General features: G+C 65.8%; 16 protein-coding genes. 7 read left to right on the top strand and 9 right to left on the bottom strand.

Annotation, left to right across the window (positions count from 1 at the left end):
- Positions 1 to 87: 87 nt before the first annotated feature.
- The 6 genes from OV090_RS47855 to OV090_RS47830 form a co-directional block, all read right to left on the bottom strand.
- Positions 88 to 840 (bottom strand): SMI1/KNR4 family protein, encoded by a 753-nt coding sequence (locus tag OV090_RS47855; protein ID WP_267711803.1) that lies wholly within the window; start codon positions 838 to 840, stop codon positions 88 to 90.
- Positions 834 to 2,156: a PAAR-like domain-containing protein gene (locus OV090_RS47850; protein WP_267711802.1), complete on the bottom strand. Its 1,323-nt coding sequence runs from the start codon at positions 2,154 to 2,156 to the stop codon at positions 834 to 836. Before OV090_RS47850 ends, OV090_RS47855 begins: the two co-directional genes overlap by 7 nt.
- The gene (locus OV090_RS47845) at positions 2,153 to 3,190 is read right to left on the bottom strand and encodes a hypothetical protein (protein ID WP_267711801.1); all 1,038 of its coding nucleotides are present in this window, start codon (positions 3,188 to 3,190) and stop codon (positions 2,153 to 2,155) included. The genes OV090_RS47850 and OV090_RS47845 overlap by 4 nt, the downstream gene beginning before the upstream one ends.
- On the bottom strand, positions 3,187 to 4,188 hold the full coding sequence (locus tag OV090_RS47840) for a DUF2169 domain-containing protein (RefSeq protein WP_267711800.1): 1,002 nt from the start codon (positions 4,186 to 4,188) through the stop codon (positions 3,187 to 3,189). The genes OV090_RS47845 and OV090_RS47840 overlap by 4 nt, the downstream gene beginning before the upstream one ends.
- Before the next feature lie 1,043 nt (positions 4,189 to 5,231).
- Positions 5,232 to 6,110 (bottom strand): DDE-type integrase/transposase/recombinase, encoded by an 879-nt coding sequence (locus OV090_RS47835; protein WP_267711799.1) that lies wholly within the window; start codon positions 6,108 to 6,110, stop codon positions 5,232 to 5,234.
- A gap of 83 nt (positions 6,111 to 6,193) precedes the next feature.
- Positions 6,194 to 6,517, bottom strand: coding sequence for a transposase (locus OV090_RS47830; protein WP_267701425.1), 324 nt, complete (start codon positions 6,515 to 6,517; stop codon positions 6,194 to 6,196).
- A 106-nt stretch (positions 6,518 to 6,623) separates the two neighbouring features.
- On the opposite strand from OV090_RS47830, the gene OV090_RS47825 reads away from it, so the two are divergent.
- From OV090_RS47825 to OV090_RS47805, 5 genes are all read left to right on the top strand, one after another.
- The gene (locus OV090_RS47825; protein WP_267711798.1) at positions 6,624 to 9,557 is read left to right on the top strand and encodes a Druantia anti-phage system protein DruA; all 2,934 of its coding nucleotides are present in this window, start codon (positions 6,624 to 6,626) and stop codon (positions 9,555 to 9,557) included.
- A gap of 10 nt (positions 9,558 to 9,567) precedes the next feature.
- Complete coding sequence (locus OV090_RS47820; protein ID WP_267711796.1) at positions 9,568 to 9,849, top strand: hypothetical protein; 282 nt, start codon at positions 9,568 to 9,570, stop codon at positions 9,847 to 9,849.
- Positions 9,846 to 9,980 (top strand): hypothetical protein, encoded by a 135-nt coding sequence (locus OV090_RS47815; RefSeq protein ID WP_267711795.1) that lies wholly within the window; start codon positions 9,846 to 9,848, stop codon positions 9,978 to 9,980. Before OV090_RS47820 ends, OV090_RS47815 begins: the two co-directional genes overlap by 4 nt.
- A gap of 272 nt (positions 9,981 to 10,252) precedes the next feature.
- A complete protein-coding gene (locus tag OV090_RS47810) occupies positions 10,253 to 11,131 on the top strand; it encodes a DDE-type integrase/transposase/recombinase (RefSeq protein ID WP_267701424.1) in 879 nt (292 codons plus the stop codon).
- Positions 11,132 to 11,216: 85 nt separating this feature from the next.
- Positions 11,217 to 12,500, top strand: coding sequence for a hypothetical protein (locus OV090_RS47805; RefSeq protein ID WP_267711794.1), 1,284 nt, complete (start codon positions 11,217 to 11,219; stop codon positions 12,498 to 12,500).
- Between the two features lie 142 nt (positions 12,501 to 12,642).
- Here OV090_RS47805 and OV090_RS47800 read toward each other — a convergent pair whose 3' ends face one another.
- Positions 12,643 to 13,107, bottom strand: coding sequence for an integrase core domain-containing protein (locus tag OV090_RS47800; protein ID WP_346660423.1), 465 nt, complete (start codon positions 13,105 to 13,107; stop codon positions 12,643 to 12,645).
- 920 nt (positions 13,108 to 14,027) lie between these two features.
- On the opposite strand from OV090_RS47800, the gene OV090_RS47795 reads away from it, so the two are divergent.
- The gene (locus OV090_RS47795; RefSeq protein ID WP_267711792.1) at positions 14,028 to 14,519 is read left to right on the top strand and encodes a hypothetical protein; all 492 of its coding nucleotides are present in this window, start codon (positions 14,028 to 14,030) and stop codon (positions 14,517 to 14,519) included.
- A gap of 62 nt (positions 14,520 to 14,581) precedes the next feature.
- Here the strand turns inward: OV090_RS47795 and OV090_RS47790 are convergent, their stop codons facing one another.
- Positions 14,582 to 15,460 carry a DDE-type integrase/transposase/recombinase gene (locus tag OV090_RS47790; RefSeq protein WP_267701424.1) on the bottom strand — a complete coding sequence of 293 codons (879 nt, stop codon included), beginning with the start codon at positions 15,458 to 15,460 and terminating at the stop codon, positions 14,582 to 14,584.
- An 83-nt stretch (positions 15,461 to 15,543) separates the two neighbouring features.
- Positions 15,544 to 15,867 (bottom strand): transposase, encoded by a 324-nt coding sequence (locus OV090_RS47785; RefSeq protein WP_267701425.1) that lies wholly within the window; start codon positions 15,865 to 15,867, stop codon positions 15,544 to 15,546.
- A 77-nt stretch (positions 15,868 to 15,944) separates the two neighbouring features.
- On the opposite strand from OV090_RS47785, the gene OV090_RS47780 reads away from it, so the two are divergent.
- Positions 15,945 to 16,910 (top strand): hypothetical protein, encoded by a 966-nt coding sequence (locus OV090_RS47780; protein WP_267711791.1) that lies wholly within the window; start codon positions 15,945 to 15,947, stop codon positions 16,908 to 16,910.
- Positions 16,911 to 17,089: the final 179 nt, after the last annotated feature.

Genomic DNA, 17,089 nt, shown 5'->3' with positions numbered 1-17,089 from the left:
TGTGAGGCAATCGCTGGGACGGCTACGCGGCTGGCCCGGTCACGATCTTCTCAGTAGGTATGAAGATCTGCTCGAATGGCGCGGCGCTCATCGGGAGCGCGTCGACCAGCGATCGGCGTCGACCTGGAGCGTGGTGCCGCGCCCGATCTCCCCCAAGAGCCGGCGTATGGCGGCGACGCTGGGGCCGCCGATCTCGTAGATGAGGATGCCTAGGTTCTCGGGCTTGACGGTCGACTTGGCGACCATTGTCATGTCGCCTCGTTCGTAGAGTCGACAGAAGGGCCCGGTCGTGATCGGGCTGGTGAAGCCGAGCGCGGTCATCACGGTCTCGAGCTGAGCGGCGGCGGTTCTCCCGGGGTCGACGAAGGCGCCGAAGCATTGGTGGGGCGCGGTCATCACGCCGAACTTGATCATGGCACGCGCCGCGATCCATTCGCGGAAGGTCTCGCTGATCTGGGACTCGGGGCCTGCGTCGAGGATGGCGCTCAGGACGATAGCGTCGTCGCGCAGCGGGTGCGCCAGATCGTAGTAGACGTCGAGCGGCATCAGGGCGTCAGGCATGCGCCCGATGAGGAACTGCGTGGGACCGATGTCGACGCTACCGGTTCGGTACGCCTCGAGGACGCTCGCGGCGGTGAAACCTCGCAGGATGGGGTGGAGCGCGCCCACGCTGCCGGCCAGGCGCGAGAGGAACCACCGATAGAACGGAGGGAAGTCGTGGCCGGTGAGTTCGACGCGCTCCTCGAGCTCCTCCAGATCCTCGGGGGAGGCTCCCGACCAGTCGCGCGCGAGGTTGGGAACGATGCGAAGCAGCAGCGCTTCGAGCTCTGGTTCTAGCATTTGTGACACACTCCGGGGTGCGCGGTCTTGTGCTCACAATGCATCTCACTCTCGGCGCACATCAGCATGGTGAGGATGACCTGGCACGTGCCGCACGGAGGGATCGGCTTGCCCGGTCCGAGCTCTTCAGCCGTGGCCAAGCGGGCTCGCTTGGGGCCGCCCTTGCCGTGCTTGCGGATCCACAGCTTGGACAGCTTCGCCGCAGGGTTCGTGGTGTAGTAGCGCTCGGTGAGGCCCATGGGTCGGTCGCCGTGGTTCATGGCCAGCAGCGCCATCTGCTGCGCCGCGCAGCTGCCTGGCGGGTAGAACATCTCGTCGGTTTCTCCTACAAAGGACTTTTCCGAGAGCTGCTTGAGCTTTTCCCATTCCACAGGCCACGAGCTCAGCGAGCCCTTGCCGTACCTGGCAAAATCGAGGACGTCGGGCTTGAAGTCGTTGCGGTCCGGCTTGTTGGAGAGCGTGCCCGAGGGTTTGGGGGAGTGCCATGCGCCCGGCATCTCGGCCTGGATGTCGGAGTACTGGAACAGGCTCGTCCCGGCGAAGATGAGGCCGTCGTCCTTGCACTTGACGACGCCCATCATGCCCGTGAAGTTGACCGCGAGCCCGCGTTCTTCCTTCTCGAGCGCGTCGATCTGCTGCCTGTAGGGAGCACGCTGTTTCTTCGGCAGCTCGGCCATCGCCGTCTTCAGTGCGGCGATCTCGGCCTGCACCGCGGCGAGCCGCGGGGCGTTGGCCGCACGCGCCTTGTCGATGGCCCGGTCGATGGCGGCCTGAAGCTGCCCCGTGGCCCCCTTGGTGTCCTCGTCCTCCTCGAGCTTGCCGTTGAAGCCGTGTTGCTTGCGGCACAGCGGGCAGGGCTCGTCACCGACCACCGCGGTCAGGCCCGCCTTCTGCAGCACGCCGACGAGCGTGGCGGCGTTGGGGGGCTTTCCGCTGGGCCCGCAGTTGTTGAGCATCGGGTCGCCGAGGAGCTGCACGTTCTTGCCCTCGATCGTGACGTCGAGCGAGCCCGGGCCGACGAAGCTCGTGGGGCCGTGCGTATTGGCGGAGAACAGACCACCACCGGTCCCCTTGCTGGCCATGTCGCCCGTCGATCCGAAGGTCGCGCCCTTGACGGCGACCTGCTTGCCCTCGATCGTGACGTTCTTCGAATAACCCTTGGGCGAGCTGCCGCTCTTGCCGATGTTGGGCAGCGGTGTCGGGACGAAGGGCGCAGGCGGCCCCGGCATCTTGCAGACGTTGGGGATCGTGGCCGCGGCCACGCCCTGGCTGCCCTTCGTGACCGGGGTCTTGGGCGCGTTGACGAGCGTCTTCATGGGCGTCCTTCGAGGCGAGGGTCGTGCAGGAACATCGCCCCGCGCGTGCCGGAGTCCGAGCCGGCCATCACGAGGGCGCGGGGTCCTGGGGCATAGCCGCGGGCGAACGACTGTGCGGCGGCGATGCTGGCGATCGCGCCGAATGCGGCGCCGACGTCGCCGATGCTGCCGCAGAAGGTCTGATATTGCAGGAACCGCAGCGCCGCGTGAGCCCGCGTGGCGAACAAGCCCCACTCCTCGCTGCGATAGCGCTCGCCGTTGATGTCGCAGTACACGGCGTCCGCAGCCTGCGCGGGCAGGTCCAGGTCCGCCGCCGCGTCCAGCACGGCCTCGCTCATCGCCAGCCCGAAGGACCCGGCCTCGCTGTCGCGCAGCTGCGTCTCCTGGTGCACGCCTGCGCCGGAGATCGTCGCAAGGGGCCGACGCTTGAGCAGCGCGCCGAGTCGCCGCCGCCCGAGCACGAGGCAGCCCGCAGCTTCACCGGGCGTGAACCCACCACGCACGCCGTCTTGCGCGAGCCTCCGCGCTTGCTCGAGCCAGACGAGGCACTCGTCGTCGCAGTAGCTGTCGACGCCGACGACGACATGGAGGCGCTCGGCGTCCGCGGCGGCGAGGACCCGTCGCACGCACTGCATGACGCCGGCGTGGCCCCGGCCGCCGATCGTCGCTCGCGTGCGAAATCCTCGCTGGCGCGCCGCGTCGGCGCTCGCACGCGCCACGGCGGCCGCAGCGTGGTCGTCAAAACCAGGACGCTGCTCCGGGAGGGCCAGCCAGAGCTCACACTCGGGGACCGCGCCCGGAGCGAAGTCGGCGAGGGCCTCGGTCACGGCGGACTTGGCGAGCTCGACCATGCGCGCGGGCCCCTGAAGCGCGTCCTTCAGCCGGGCGTCGGCGCCGATGATGAGCGGCTCGCCTCGCATCGTGACGAAGGCGAATTCTCGGAGGCGACTGATGCCGGCCCGGATCGCCGCTGCGCTGGCCGGCGCCGTGAGACCGACCGGGGTTCGGGCGCCGATGCCCAGCAAGTCGATCATGCCGATGCCTCCTCGATGAAGGTCTCGTCGAGGTAGTCCACGTCGCTGGCACGCACCTGCAGCGCGCTCTGCCAGATGAGCGAGAGGCGGCGCTCGTCGGTCTCCAGCAGCACCGTGGTTAGCCGTGTGCCGTGCTCACGCTCGGTCGCTCCGAAACGGGAGCTCAGCGTGAAGCGCTTACGGGGCAGTTCGACCATCAACATGCCCTCGGGGGTCATGTTCGACACAGCCATCCGCTCTCCGCCGACGAGCGGCACCGAAGGGCGCTGGTCGTGTGGCGCCGCGAGCGCGAAGGCGGGGTCGTAGTCGCGGGGGAGGAGCGGCTTGCGCTCACGGACCCACGCTTCGTCGTAGGTCCCGGCGAACTCGCGTCGAGGGAGCCAACCGCGGTCGATGGGACCGAACCCCGCGGGTCCGGTCGTCTCGGGGCGCCCCGAGGCGTACTCGATGGTGTGTGCCGGAGTCTCGCCGTCGGCGGCGTCGACCGCGAAGCCACGGCCCGCCGGGTTTCGTTCGTCGAATCGCCACCGCGCGGGGTCGGGGTCGCGGAAGTCGCCGCCGCCGAACGCCGACTCGTACCGCAGCGGCTGTTGGACAAAGGGACGTGGCGAGGTGGTCGTCAGCCCCAGGACGCCGTCACGGTAGACCCGCTCACCGTGGACCACGAGGCGCTTCTCGACGGACCCCAGCCGGAGCGTCACGGGGACGCTCGCGGCCGGTCGCTCTCCAGGCGCAACGACAGAGCCATGCACGAGGACATCGGTGCTGGGCTTCACCTCGAGCAAGTCGGAGTCGTAGCGCAGGCTCGAACGCCCCGCCTCGCCGAAGTGCTCGGGCGCAAGGACCGGAGGGAGCTGCTCGTCGAGCAGCGTGAGCCGGCCGCGATGGTCGACGTCGTAGGTGGCGCGAATGGCGACGAGCCACCAGTGGACCCCGTCCCGGTCGCGAATCCAATTGCGCACGGCCGCAAACGGGGTTTGATTCGTCAGGCACCACATCGCAGCCGGGCCGGAGGTTAGCATGTACGCCACCGCTGCTCGGGCAGAGTCCGGGCAGCGTCCATCGTGACTGGATATTTGTTCAGTATGAAGTGGGGCACCCAACCGTCGCGGATCGGGGTATGGTGGCCGCGCCCGTGCATCGGTTTCCCGCCTCAGCCCCTACGCCGTCATCCACGACCTCCGCACGGACCCACCGAGTCGCGCTTCGGCGCATGTGCGGGGGCGCGCGAAAGTTCTGAGCGAGAGGATGGGACGCGCATCAACAAGCCGGGTCACTCGCCGGGACGAAACGCCCACGGCGAGCAACAGGAAGACCCCTCGCGGCAAGCAAGCCCCGGACCCGTCTGACTGGCGAGTCTTCGCGCCGGAACTGGACGCTGGCGGCACCATGTACGCACGCCTCCGGGCCGCCGTCGCCAAGGGGAGCGAGGATGCCGCGCGCACACTGAGCCACCTCGCTCGGACAATGCCGGGCGAGGGCCTCCTGGCCCAGCGAACCAAGGTCGCTGCCTTAGTCCTGCGTGATCTTGCTGCGATGGGCTGGCAACTGCGAGCGGACACCACGTGGCTGTACGTACGCCCGGGGATGGCGGACCAGGCGCACTCCAAAGAGGCTATCCGAAAGCAACTGGAGTTCGGGCGGGACGACCAACTTCGCGAGTCTGCGACCAGGCGCCTCATCGTCACGCTAGAGCGCCCTACGCGATTCTCCAGTTCACGGCCCATCACCGACCTCATCGCGGACGGCAGACGCTTGGCACGGCAGCTCGAGCCTTTTGCTGCGCTGCCGAGAGCCGAGCGCGCCGCGCACCTCGCTAGCGTCTGCCGCCCCTACCTCCAACTCGTAGACGCCGAGACGCGAGATGAGCACTCAGGCATCCGCTTGATGGATGTCTGGCGGTATTTTCGGCACACCTGGGCAACCCGCTATCGCTCCTCGCCGGGTCGCAACCTCTTCTACTGTATTGGCTCAGCGTGAACGGGACAGAAGGTGGGTTGACGAACGGAGAAGCTGAGGGTGAAGTGGGGGTCAAAAGAAGTTACGCGGCGGTGCCGAGGTGGTCCAGTTCTCGGCGCTTGCGACGGAGCTCGCGGGCTGCCTCGAGCTTGCGATCGCGGGCTTGCCAGATCTCGGTCTCGCGGCCGAGGAGTTTGTCGCGCGGGCTGACGTAGCCGATCGCGCTGTGGAGGCGGTGGCGGTTGTAGTGGTCGATGCGGGCGGCGATAGTGGCGTGGGCGCCGTCGGGCGTGATGGCTTGGATGGTGCCCTTGTCGAGGGTCCGGTGGTAGCGCTCGATCTTGCCGTTGGCCTGGGGATAGTTCACCGAGGTCCGGACATGGGTCAGGCCGGCGAGGTCGATGAAGCGGCGGAAGTCGCCGGCGATGAACTGCGAGCCGTTGTCGGAGATGACCCGCGGGTGAGCGCCCGGGTGGGCCTCGAGGGCGCGCTGGAGGATGAGCTCGACGTCGGCCTCGGTCATGCGATCGAGGAACTCCCAGTGCACGACGTATCGACTGTAGCCGTCGAGGACGGAGCACAGGTAGTAGTAGACGCGGGCGATGGTGATGACGGCAATGTCGATGTGCCAGTGCACGTGCGGGCCTATGGGCTGGACGAAGCCGGTGCCCTTCTTGCTCGGCTTCGGCCGGTGACGATCGAGGCGCCCTGCGGCCCGCAGGACGCGGTAGGCGGTCGCAGGGCTGACGGCGACGACGTCGTCGTCGAGCATCATGAAGGTCAGCCGGCGGTAGCCCTCGAGTGGGTGCGCGTCGAAGTAGTCGACGATCGCCTGCCGCTCCCAGGGCTCGATCCAGTGGTCGCGCGGGGTCTTGCCGTTGTGCTCGTTGAGCTTGCCGTATCGGCGGCGCCACTCGTAGAACTTGGCACGGGCGATGCCCAGCCACTCCACGAACTTCACGAGTGGCACCTCTGTCTTTTCGGACAGCCGATGCACGAAGTCGACGACCTGGTCGCGCTCGTCGTGGGGAACCCAGCGGTCCGTCAGGGCTCCCCAACCGATTTTTTTGTCCGGACGAGCTCCTCGGTCACCTCGGCGATCACCTCGTCCTTGCGGGCCAGACGAGCCCTCAGCCGCTCGTTCTCCGCGAGCAGCTCCTGCTCCCGGCTGGTCTCGACGCGCTTGCGAGATTCCCCGAAGGCCGCCGCGCCGTGCTCGAACAGGTGGCGCTGCCAGCCGTAAAAGACGCTCGGCTGCAGCTCGGCGCCTTCGCAGACCTCCGACACGGGAACCTTCTCGAGGTGGTGTCGGCGTAGCAGGTTAATTTTCTGGTCAGGGGTGTGGTGACGGCGTGTCTTCTTGCTCATGGGCGGTCCTTGCCCCGGATCCCTTTACCAGGCCGGGGTGTGTCCCATTCCAGCTGAGCCAAAACACTACCTTATCCGAGACGCTGCCCAGCCCAACCACCCCGTCATGGCGATTACTGCGCTCGGCAACGCAGTAATGCAACTCGCCTGCCGCGACGAGGCGCTGGGATGGACGCGCAGCGGTCTGGAGGCGTTGGTCCGGCGAGGAGAAGCGACCGACCGCGAAGTACTAGAGGCGCTGCGAGTTCGGCTGCTGGAGGATCTCGGTGATATCTACATTGAGGGTCTCCCCGTCCCGCGCCCGCTCGGGGACGGGATCTCCGATGAACTTCTCGATCGCCTCCAGCATATCGAGAAGCAAGCCTCAGGCGCCCGAGTGCACCGTCTGAAAGACGCGGACGATGATGATGACGCCGCCAAGCGCGTGTCGAACATCACGACCGCCGATCTGGTCGCTTTGGCCCAAACCGACCTGTTCCGGGCGAAGCGAGCCCGCGCGGTGCGCGAGAGCCTCAGGGCGCTACGCACGCTCAAGGCAGCGCCGTCCCTCGCCGCCCTCACCACGAGCGACGAAGGTTGTTGGGCGCTTGGAGCGGCGATCAAACAGCTCAAAAAGCGCTTCTCCGCGACGGCGATGATGGAGATCACCGTATGCGGCGCGGTCGCTCCGTACAACCATCTCCTCGGGGGCAAGCTCGCCTGCCTGATGATGATGAGCCCTCAGGTGCGCCGCGACTACGCCGCTCGCTATGACGAAGGGTACAGCATCATCGCTAGCCAAATGGCTGGGCGGCTCATCGTAAAGGAGCCGTGCCTTGTGTTCCTGGGGACGACGAGTTTGTACACCGATCGCTCCTCACAGTATAATCGGGTCCAACTGCCCTCCGGCGCCGTGTCGGGCCAGATGAATGACGTGCATTACCAGTACCTCGGCAAATCGATGGGCTACGGCTCGCCGAATCTAAGCCAAGAGACGGAAGACGCGCTCGAACAACTCCGGCACGCGCTCACCAACTACCGCAACGTCAACTTCCTCTACGGTGAGGGCCAGAGCCCCAAACTGCGACAACTGAGAGAGGGCTTCTCCGCGCTCGGGCTGGAACAAACGGACGTCATCAACCATGGCTCGCAGCGGCTCGTCTACGGCGTCGCCCTGGCCCAAAACACTATCCGCTGCCTGCTCGGGATTGACCGCGAAGCCCATTTCTCTGTGCCCGAGACGCCGACCGCGACCGACGAGGTCGCGGCTTTCTGGCGTAGTCGGTGGCTAGCGAGCCGCCTCGACCATCAGCCCGCGCTCGCAGCCGTCGGCGCCTCGATGCCCCTGACCGAGCGCGTATCCCGCCTCATCCCCGAGGATCCACCTGAAGTTGGAATGCCGCTGTTCGCATGGCGACCGGAACCGGAGGAGCGTCGAATGCCGACCATCGTCGAGGACGAAAAGATCACGTTCATCCGTCAACTCTACCGCGACGAGAGCGCCTACTCCGACCACGTGAAGATCTCGCGCCTCCGCGAACTTAACGTCAAGACGAGCCTGGACAGCGTGGTGCGCCGCATCGTGCAGAGCGGCGCATCCGTCGTCATCACCGGCAACGCTGGCGACGGCAAGACCCATACGATCCGCCTGCTCGGGGGAGACCTCGAGAAGGCCGGCGCGAGGGTCATCGCTGACGCCAGCGAGCATTCGCACGAGCATGTAATGAATGAGTGGGCGGAGGCGCGCGAAAACAAGCAGCCCTTCTGTATCGCCATCAATGAGGGCCCATTAGTCACCTTGATCCGCGAGTACCGAGCGCAGCACCCTTGGTTGAACGCGGTCCGCGAGCAACTTCTCTCATTGTATCGCTACGTGCCCGTCGACGAAGAAGATGAGGAGGAGGGGCGGTACAAGCCTGAAGAAGGGGCGACCGTGGTCATCGACCTCAGCCTACGACGGACGCTCACGCCAGAGTTGGTCCACGGCATCATCCTGAAGTTGACGGACGATGCCTGGTACGGCGGGTGCGCGAACTGCCCTGCTGCAGGGACGTGCCCCGTCAAGTACAACCGGACGATGCTTCGCACCGACCACGTGCGCGAGCGGTTGGCCCGGTTGTTGGACCGTATCGCTGAGCGAGGGGTCCGGGCGACATTCCGCGAGGTGCTGTCGTTCGGCTCCTTCCTTATCTTCGGGGGGCGAACATGCGCAGAACTCGCCCGGGACGGTGGCTCTGAGCAGGCGCGCTACTACTGGAACGCCTTCGAGGGTCAGGGCACCATCTTTGACCAACTCGAGTTGGGCCTCGACCCTGTTCGACAGACGGACGCCCGCACCGACGAGCGCCTGTGGCGAGGGCAAGTAGCGGCCGAAGAGTTCGCCGGGAGCGCGTTGCTGCCCCCGACCATTAGGAACCTCGACGAGGTCCAAGAAGTCGAAGGTCAGCGAGCGTCTGACGCCTTCGCGGCGCTGAAGCGGCGGTGGTATTTCGAGCACCCGGGCGGTCGGCTCGGTCACGCGACACAGGCCGACCGTCTGTTCCATGAGCTTCAGGACCCCAAGTCGGCCACCCAGGCCAGGATCGGCCGGCTGATCTCACTCATCAACGCGTGGTGGAACGAACCCGACCGCGCTCAGCCCGACCGGCTCAGGTTGTGGACACGTCTGTCCTACTCACCTCGAGCGCAGGGGAAGGCGATGGTCTCTGGTCGAGATGTCTCTAGCCTCCGCCTCAGCCTGTTCCGACCGAAGTTGGCGCCCGCGCTCTACGCGGCGTTCGGGCGCCAGCCCGCCGATCACCTCCTCCTGGCGCCTCCCGGCAACGTCCGGTTCGCCAGCCTTCTGGTTGACCGTCGGCTCCTCGCCTCGTTGATCTCATCGGGCGTGACCGAGCAAGCAGAGGAGATCGAGCGGCGGCTTGTCGCCTTCAACGACGCGCTCGCTAGGCACGCGGAGGTGAACTCGCACGTTCGCACCATTGAAATGCTCGATCCACAGACGGACTTGAACGTCAAGGTCCGCGTGGACCTCAGCCAGAAGCGCTACGACAGCGCTCAGTAGAGGCGATCATATGGAAGCACAGCTACGCGAGGTGCTCGGCCATGAACTTCAGCGTCGTCATGGCTATGGCGTAATGGAAGGCAAGATCAAGCCTGTTCACATCGCCAACGCCCTCCTACGGGAGGAGCACCAGATCGTTGGAAAGATGTCCGACCTCAAGCACTTCATGGCCGCAACGGCTATGAAGGACACGGCGGACCAGCGCCTCGCGGTCGTCGAGAGTGTTTTGGCTCAGCTGGAATGGGACACGCCCCGGCCTGGTAGAAGGAGCCGGGGCAAGGACCGCCCATGAGCAAGAAGACACGTCGTCACCACACCCCTGACCAGAAAATCAACCTGCTGCGTCGACACCACCTCGAGAAGGTGCCGGTGTCGGAGGTCTGCGAGGGCGCCGAGCTGCAGCCGAGCGTCTTCTACGGCTAGCAGCGCCACCTGTTCGAGCACGGCGCGGCGGCCTTCGGGGAATCTCGCAAGCGCGTCGAGACCAGCCGGGAGCAGGAGCTGCTCGCGGAGAACGAGCGGCTAAGGGCCCGTCTGGCCCGCAAGGACGAGGTGATCGCCGAGGTGACCGAGGAGCTCGTCCGCACAAAAAAATCTGTTGGGGAGCCCTGACGGACCGCTGGGTTCCCCACGACGAGCGCGACCAGGTCGTCGACTTCGTGCATCGGCTGTCCGAAAAGACAGAGGTGCCGCTCGTGAAGTTTGTGGGGTGGCTGGGCATCGCCCGCGCCAAGTTCTACGAGTGGCGCCGGCGATACGGCAAGCTCAACGAGCACAACGGCAAGACCCCGCGCGACCACTGGATCGAGCCGTGGGAGCGCCAGGCGATTGTCGACTACTTCGATGCGCACCCGCTCGAGGGCTACCGCCGGCTGACCTTCATGATGCTCGACGACGACGTCGTCGCCGTCAGCCCTGCGACCGCCTACCGCGTCCTGCGGGCGGCCGGTCGCCTCGATCGTCATCGACCGAAGCCGAGCAAGAAGGGCACCGGCTTCGTCCAGCCCCTCGGCCCGCACGTGCACTGGCACATCGACATCGCCGTCATCACCATCGCCCGCGTCTACTACTACCTGTGCTCCGTCCTCGACGGCTACAGCCGATACGTCGTGCACTGGGAGTTCCTCGATCGCATGACCGAGGCCGACGTCGAGCTCATCCTCCAGCGTGCCCTCGAGGCCCACCCTGGCGCTCACCCGCGGGTCATCTCCGATAACGGCTCGCAGTTCATCGCCGGCGACTTCCGCCGCTTCATCGACCTCGCCGGCCTGACCCACGTCCGGACCTCGGTGAACTACCCGCAGGCCAACGGCAAGATCGAGCGGTATCACCGGACCCTCGACAAGAACACCATCCACGCCGTCACGCCCGACGGCGCCCACGCCACCATCGCCACCCGCATCGACCACTACAACAACCACCGCCTTCACAGCGCGATCGGCTACGTCAGCCCGCGCGACAAACTCCTCGGACGCGAGACCGAGATCTGGGCCGGCCGCGATCGCAAGCTAGAGGCAGCCCGAGAGCTCCGACGCAAGCGCCGAGAATTGGACCACCTCGGCACCGCCGCGTAACTTCTCTCGACCCTCCACTTCACCCTCAGCGTCTCCGTTCGTCAACCCACCCTCTGTCCCGTTCACGCTGAGCCAATACAAGAGCATGCTGGAGCGCAACAGGGAGCGGGGGGGTCGCCTGGGGGAGGACGCTGACTTGCGGCGGTCGGCCTTGGTGACGAAGGTGCTCCCGCTGCTCCGCAAAATCCTTTCGATAGACGGAGGTGTCTTCGGGAAATCAGCCGAGTTTGCCTCTTTCTCGTCGCCGACTGCGCTCACGATCACTCGGGACCCGTCCGACGAGCAGGCGGGGTCGTTCGTACACCGGCTTTGGTCTCGGTCCCCCAGGCTCAGGGTGCTCGACATCCTCCGAACTCTGACGAGCGCTGATAAGCCGCTCTCTGACGTCGACGACCTTTCCGCGGTATTGATCCCCCTCACCGAAGGGACGACACCGTTGCGTCGAGATAGCGAGGGGCTGGAGCCTGCACAGTCGACTCTTACGAGCGTGGAGACGTGCCTGCGAGACGCCGCCCGTGATCTCGCCGCGTATGAGGAAAACGTCCTCCCAAACCCGATGGCGACCCTCCAAAGGATTGTCCTGCTCGCGTCGATCTCGGTCTTCTATCACGCCGCGACGCGGGCGCGCGAGGCCGTTCAACTACCACGACGCGTCCTCCTGCTGGACGCGTCGAACGCGAAGAGGAGTTCGATTATCGCCGAGGCCAGCGAGGCCACTGTGACCGCCCTGTCCGCCGACGCTCGAGCCTACATGGCACGCACGCTTCGTGAACTGCTCGCTGCAACCGAAGGATCTCGCCGCGGCAAGAAGCGGTGGATGGATGATCCAGAGCGCGCAGTCAGCGAGATGTTCAAGAGCCATCTCCGCAGCAAGACCCCGCCGCACCTCAAGGAGGTCGTAGACGCGCTTGAAGAAATTGAGGCTGGCGGCGCGGATGTTGAGGAGGAACTTCCGGTTCGTCTCGTCGGTATCTTGGACAGCAGCGGCGGGCGGAGCCTTGAGGGCTTCATCCGGCTGCTCGGGGTTCGCTGTGGCCTGCTTTACCCGCAGCAGAAGAACCCACATAAGCGCCTCGTCCCCATGGACCGGACCCTTGAGGTGCTGGTCGCGTCAACCTTCGACCTTTCTGGTCCGCCCCTCGAGTTTCGAGACTTCCTCGAGGAGTTCTATCGCCGCTGGGGTATCGTGGTCGGCGGGCGCCTTGAAGACGCTCGCCTGCTCACCGCAGCCGGTACCCCCGTCCCTAGCGCCGAACTCACCGAGAACGCCGAGCGGTTCCTCACTCGCTTGGAGAGCCTCGGCCTCGCCCGCAAGATGGCGGACAGCGTAGCGGTAGTTGGGCTGATGGAGAACACCGATGGCACGTAAAGAGACGGCGCCGAATCCTGCGTCGGTTCGCATAGCTAAGCTCGCACTGGCGGAACTCGAAGTGTATTGGCTCAGCGTGAACGGGACAGAGGGTGGGTTGACGAACGGAGACGCTGAGGGTGAAGTGGAGGGTCGAGAGAAGTTACGCGGCGGTGCCGAGGTGGTCCAATTCTCGGCGCTTGCGTCGGAGCTCTCGGGCTGCCTCGAGCTTGCGATCGCGGCCGGCCCAGATCTCGGTCTCGCGTCCGAGGAGTTTGTCGCGCGGGCTGACGTAGCCGATCGCGCTGTGAAGGCGGTGGTTGTTGTAGTGGTCGATGCGGGTGGCGATGGTGGCGTGGGCGCCGTCGGGCGTGACGGCGTGGATGGTGTTCTTGTCGAGGGTCCGGTGATACCGCTCGATCTTGCCGTTGGCCTGGGGGTAGTTCACCGAGGTCCGGACGTGGGTCAGGCCGGCGAGGTCGATGAAGCGGCGGAAGTCGCCGGCGATGAACTGCGAGCCGTTGTCGGAGATGACCCGCGGGTGAGCGCCCGGGTGGACCTCGAGGGCGCGCTGGAGGATGAGCTCGACGTCGGCCTCGGTCATGCGATCGAGGAACTCCCAGTGCACGACGTATCGACTGTAGCCGTCGAGGACAGAGCACAGGTAGTATGTAGACGCGGGCGATGCTGATGACGGCGATGTCGATGTGCCAGTGCACGTGCGGGCCGAGGGGCTGGACGAAGCCGGTGCCCTTCTTGCTCGGCTTCGGTCGATGACGATCGAGCCGGCCGGCCGCCCGCAGGACGCGGTAGGCGGTCGCGGGGCTGACGGCAACGACGTCGTCGTCGAGCATCATGAAGGTCAGCCGCCGATAGCCCTCGAGCGGGTGCGTGTCGAAATAGTCGACGATCGCCTGACGCTCCCAGGGCTCGATCCAGTGGTCGCGCGGGGTCTTGCCATTGTGCTCGTTGAGCTTGCCGTATCGCCGGCGCCACTCGTAGAACTTGGCGCGAGCGATGCCCAGCCACTCCACGAACTTCACGAGCGGCACCTCTGTCTTTTCGGACAGCCTGTGCACAAAGTCGACGACCTGGTCGCGCTCGTCGTGGGGAACCCAGCGGTCCGTCAGGGCTCCCCAACAGATTTTTTGTGCGGACCAGCTCCTCGGTCACCTCGGCGATCACCTCGTCCTTGCGGGCCAGACGAGCCCTGAGCCGCTCGTTCTCCGCGAGCAGCTCCTGCTCCCGGCTAGTCTCGACGCGCTTGCGAGATTCCCCGAACGCCGCGGCGCCGTGCTCGAACAGGTGGCGCTGCCAGCCGTAGAAGACGCTCGGCTGCAGCTCGGCGCCCTCGCAGACCTCCGACACCGGCACCTTCTCGAGGTGGTGTCGACGCAGCAGGTTGATTTTCTGGTCAGGGGTGTGGTGACGACGTGTCTTCTTGCTCATGGGCGGTCCTTGCCCCGGCTCCTTCTACCAGGCCGGGGCGTGTCCCATTCCAGCTGAGCCAAAACAGAAGAGGCAGCCACGCGCGACGAGTTTGGCCTCGTGATGGAGGACGTCATGCCCATGGATCTACCGACGGTGGTCCAGGGCTTGGCACAGTCGAAGCTCGCTAAGTCTAAGCGGCAACTCCGCGTCGCGCTCGTTGACCAGGACGTCGTCGTAAAGAGCGCGACCGGCCGCTTCTCGTCGCTGGCCGGCATGCTAACCTCGAACGAAGAGGAAGCCGTCCAGTGGCGAAACAAGAAGCTGCGAACGATCGCCTTGATCACAAACCGGGCGCTCGAGAAGGCTCGTACGTTCGCAGAGTTTCGACGCGTCAACGAGAGGGATCTCGCCCGCCGGTTGTGCGCCGAGCAGCGCGACGGCGCAGAGGTGACATGGCTGCGCACGCTCTGGGACGCGCTCGAGCGAGGGCGTGCCCTCCGCATCTCTCTCGTAGACACCATCCAGTTCGCGCTCGCGCTTGAGTCGCTGTCTCCGACGGAGCGATCTGCGAAGGCGCCCCGGCACCTGCACTGTATTGGCTCAGCGTGAACGGGACAGAGGGTGGGTTGACGAACGGAGACGCTGAGGGTGAAGTGGAGGGTCGAGAGAAGTTACGCGGCGGTGCCGAGGTGGTCCAATTCTCGGCGCTTGCGTCGGAGCTCTCGGGCTGCCTCTAGCTTGCGATCGCGGCCGGCCCAGATCTCGGTCTCGCGTCCGAGGAGTTTGTCGCGCGGGCTGACGTAGCCGATCGCGCTGTGAAGGCGGTGGTTGTTGTAGTGGTCGATGCGGGTGGCGATGGTGGCGTGGGCGCCGTCGGGCGTGACGGCGTGGATGGTGTTCTTGTCGAGGGTCCGGTGATACCGCTCGATCTTGCCGTTGGCCTGCGGGTAGTTCACCGAGGTCCGGACGTGGGTCAGGCCGGCGAGGTCGATGAAGCGGCGGAAGTCGCCGGCGATGAACTGCGAGCCGTTATCGGAGATGACCCGCGGGTGAGCGCCAGGGTGGGCCTCGAGGGCACGCTGGAGGATGAGCTCGACGTCGGCCTCGGTCATGCGATCGAGGAACTCCCAGTGCACGACGTATCGGCTGTAGCCGTCGAGGACGGAGCACAGGTAGTAGTAGACGCGGGCGATGGTGATGACGGCGATGTCGATGTGCCAGTGCACGTGCGGGCCGAGGGGCTGGACGAAGCCGGTGCCCTTCTTGCTCGGCTTCGGTCGATGACGATCGAGGCGACCGGCCGCCCGCAGGACGCGGTAGGCGGTCGCAGGGCTGACGGCGACGACGTCGTCGTCGAGCATCATGAAGGTCAGCCGGCGGTAGCCCTCGAGCGGGTGCGCATCGAAGTAGTCGACAATCGCCTGGCGCTCCCACGGCTCGATCCAGTGGTCGCGCGGGGTCTTGCCGTTGTGCTCGTTGAGCTTGCCGTATCGCCGGCGCCACTCGTAGAACTTGGCGCGGGCGATGCCCAGCCACCCCACAAACTTCACGAGCGGCACCTCTGTCTTTTCGGACAGCCGATGCACGAAGTCGACGACCTGGTCGCGCTCGTCGTGGGGAACCCAGCGGTCCGTCAGGGCTCCCCAACAGATTTTTTTGTGCGGACGAGCTCCTCGGTCACCTCGGCGATCACCTCGTCCTTGCGGGCCAGACGGGCCCTTAGCCGCTCGTTCTCCGCGAGCAGCTCCTGCTCCCGGCTGGTCTCGACGCGCTTGCGAGATTCCCCGAAGGCCGCCGCGCCGTGCTCGAACAGGTGGCGCTGCCAGCCGTAGAAGACGCTCGGCTGCAGCTCGGCGCCCTCGCAGACCTCCGACACCGGCACCTTCTCGAGGTGGTGTCGACGCAGCAGGTTGATTTTCTGGTCAGGGGTGTGGTGACGACGTGTCTTCTTGCTCATGGGCAATCCTTGCCCCGGCTCCTTCTACCAGGCCGGGGCGTGTCCCATTCCAGCTGAGCCAAAACAAAGCCAAGGCGGTGACCGCGTGGTACCTTGAGCGCTACCACGGGTCCGACGACGACGTCGGGGTCGTCGGCATGTTCACGGACCAGGCCCGCGTGGGCCACTTCGCCGTGCCCCGTGCTTCGCTCGAAGCCGAGGATCCCGACGCTCTGTTCCGCGTGCTCGTCGCTACGACGATGTTTCAGCGGAGGCAAGACGTGCAGATCATGCGTGTCCTTCGAGGAATCGCCCCGCGCGACGTTGAGCAACTCACGAGCGCCGCTACCCTCCTTGCCTCGGCGAAGAATTGCGGTTGCCCGGCGGCGCTGTCCCTCGAGGGTCTCCTCGCTCAATGCGATTTGCGCAAGGACGACCTCCGCCGGGGGACGTGCGACTTTGCGCCATCCATCGCTTGCCTGCCCAAGCGCCACGCGGTGCTGCTCAAGAGGTACGGCCACTTCGGGAAGGTCCCAACCGCGCTGGCGCTCAACCTGAAGGCTCACAACGCCTCAGACCTGGCGAGCTTGCGTCGCGGCTGCATCGAGGCCACGGGGTCGCCTGAGGCGGCGGCTGAATGCCTCGAGGATGCGCTCTGTAAGTCCTGGCGCGTAAGCGACAAGATCTCGGCCATGTACCTGTCGATGCTCTCGAACCCGGACCTGTGGCCTGGCCGGGCCCCTTGGACCGATGGCCTGGATTGGACGAGGTGGGTCGTGATCGACAGCAACGTTGATCTCTTCCTCGGTTGGCTTGGCTATGACGGCCTCGGCACGTATGCTGCGAGAAGAGAGTTTATTCATGCGATAGCAAGGCAAATCGACCTCAAATCCATGAAGGCTGGTTTGCAGGCATTCAACCCTCGAATCGTCCAGCAGGCCGGCTTTTTATTCATGAGCGCTGCGAATCGCCGCAGTACCGACCGGGATTGTTCGAAGGAGGCCGGCGCCTGTGGACGCTGCCCGAAGCAAATCTCGCGTGCATGCCCACTGAACCGACGGTGACGTACCGAAGGGGGGTGTACTTGTGGATGAAGGAAAATTGCGCCCTTGTCGACCGGCGCTAGCACCACGCCGAGATCGTCGAGACCGCCGGCGACTCCTGCCTCGCCTCAAGAGGCAGCAGGAGCAAGGCAACTTCTTCATGTGTGACCAGGCACACATCCACACGCTGCCGCCGCCGG

This window comes from Nannocystis sp. RBIL2 (assembly GCF_026626745.1).
In the GTDB taxonomy this organism is placed as follows: domain Bacteria; phylum Myxococcota_A; class Polyangia; order Nannocystales; family Nannocystaceae; genus Nannocystis.
This window is presented reverse-complemented; position numbering and strand designations above follow the sequence as displayed.

Bases quoted from the DNA above. Each gene is read 5' to 3' on its own strand.
- OV090_RS47855 (WP_267711803.1), bottom strand. From the start codon at position 840: ATGCTAGAACCAGAGCTCGAAGCGCTGCTGCTTCGCATCGTTCCCAAC.
- OV090_RS47850 (WP_267711802.1), bottom strand. From the start codon at position 2,156: ATGAAGACGCTCGTCAACGCGCCCAAGACCCCGGTCACGAAGGGCAGC.
- OV090_RS47845 (WP_267711801.1), bottom strand. From the start codon at position 3,190: ATGATCGACTTGCTGGGCATCGGCGCCCGAACCCCGGTCGGTCTCACG.
- OV090_RS47840 (WP_267711800.1), bottom strand. From the start codon at position 4,188: ATGTGGTGCCTGACGAATCAAACCCCGTTTGCGGCCGTGCGCAATTGG.
- OV090_RS47830 (WP_267701425.1), bottom strand. From the start codon at position 6,517: ATGAGCAAGAAGACACGCCGTCACCACACCCCTGACCAGAAAATTAAC.
- OV090_RS47825 (WP_267711798.1), top strand. From the start codon at position 6,624: ATGGCGATTACTGCGCTCGGCAACGCAGTAATGCAACTCGCCTGCCGC.
- OV090_RS47820 (WP_267711796.1), top strand. From the start codon at position 9,568: ATGGAAGCACAGCTACGCGAGGTGCTCGGCCATGAACTTCAGCGTCGT.
- OV090_RS47815 (WP_267711795.1), top strand. From the start codon at position 9,846: ATGAGCAAGAAGACACGTCGTCACCACACCCCTGACCAGAAAATCAAC.
- OV090_RS47805 (WP_267711794.1), top strand. From the start codon at position 11,217: ATGCTGGAGCGCAACAGGGAGCGGGGGGGTCGCCTGGGGGAGGACGCT.
- OV090_RS47785 (WP_267701425.1), bottom strand. From the start codon at position 15,867: ATGAGCAAGAAGACACGTCGTCACCACACCCCTGACCAGAAAATCAAC.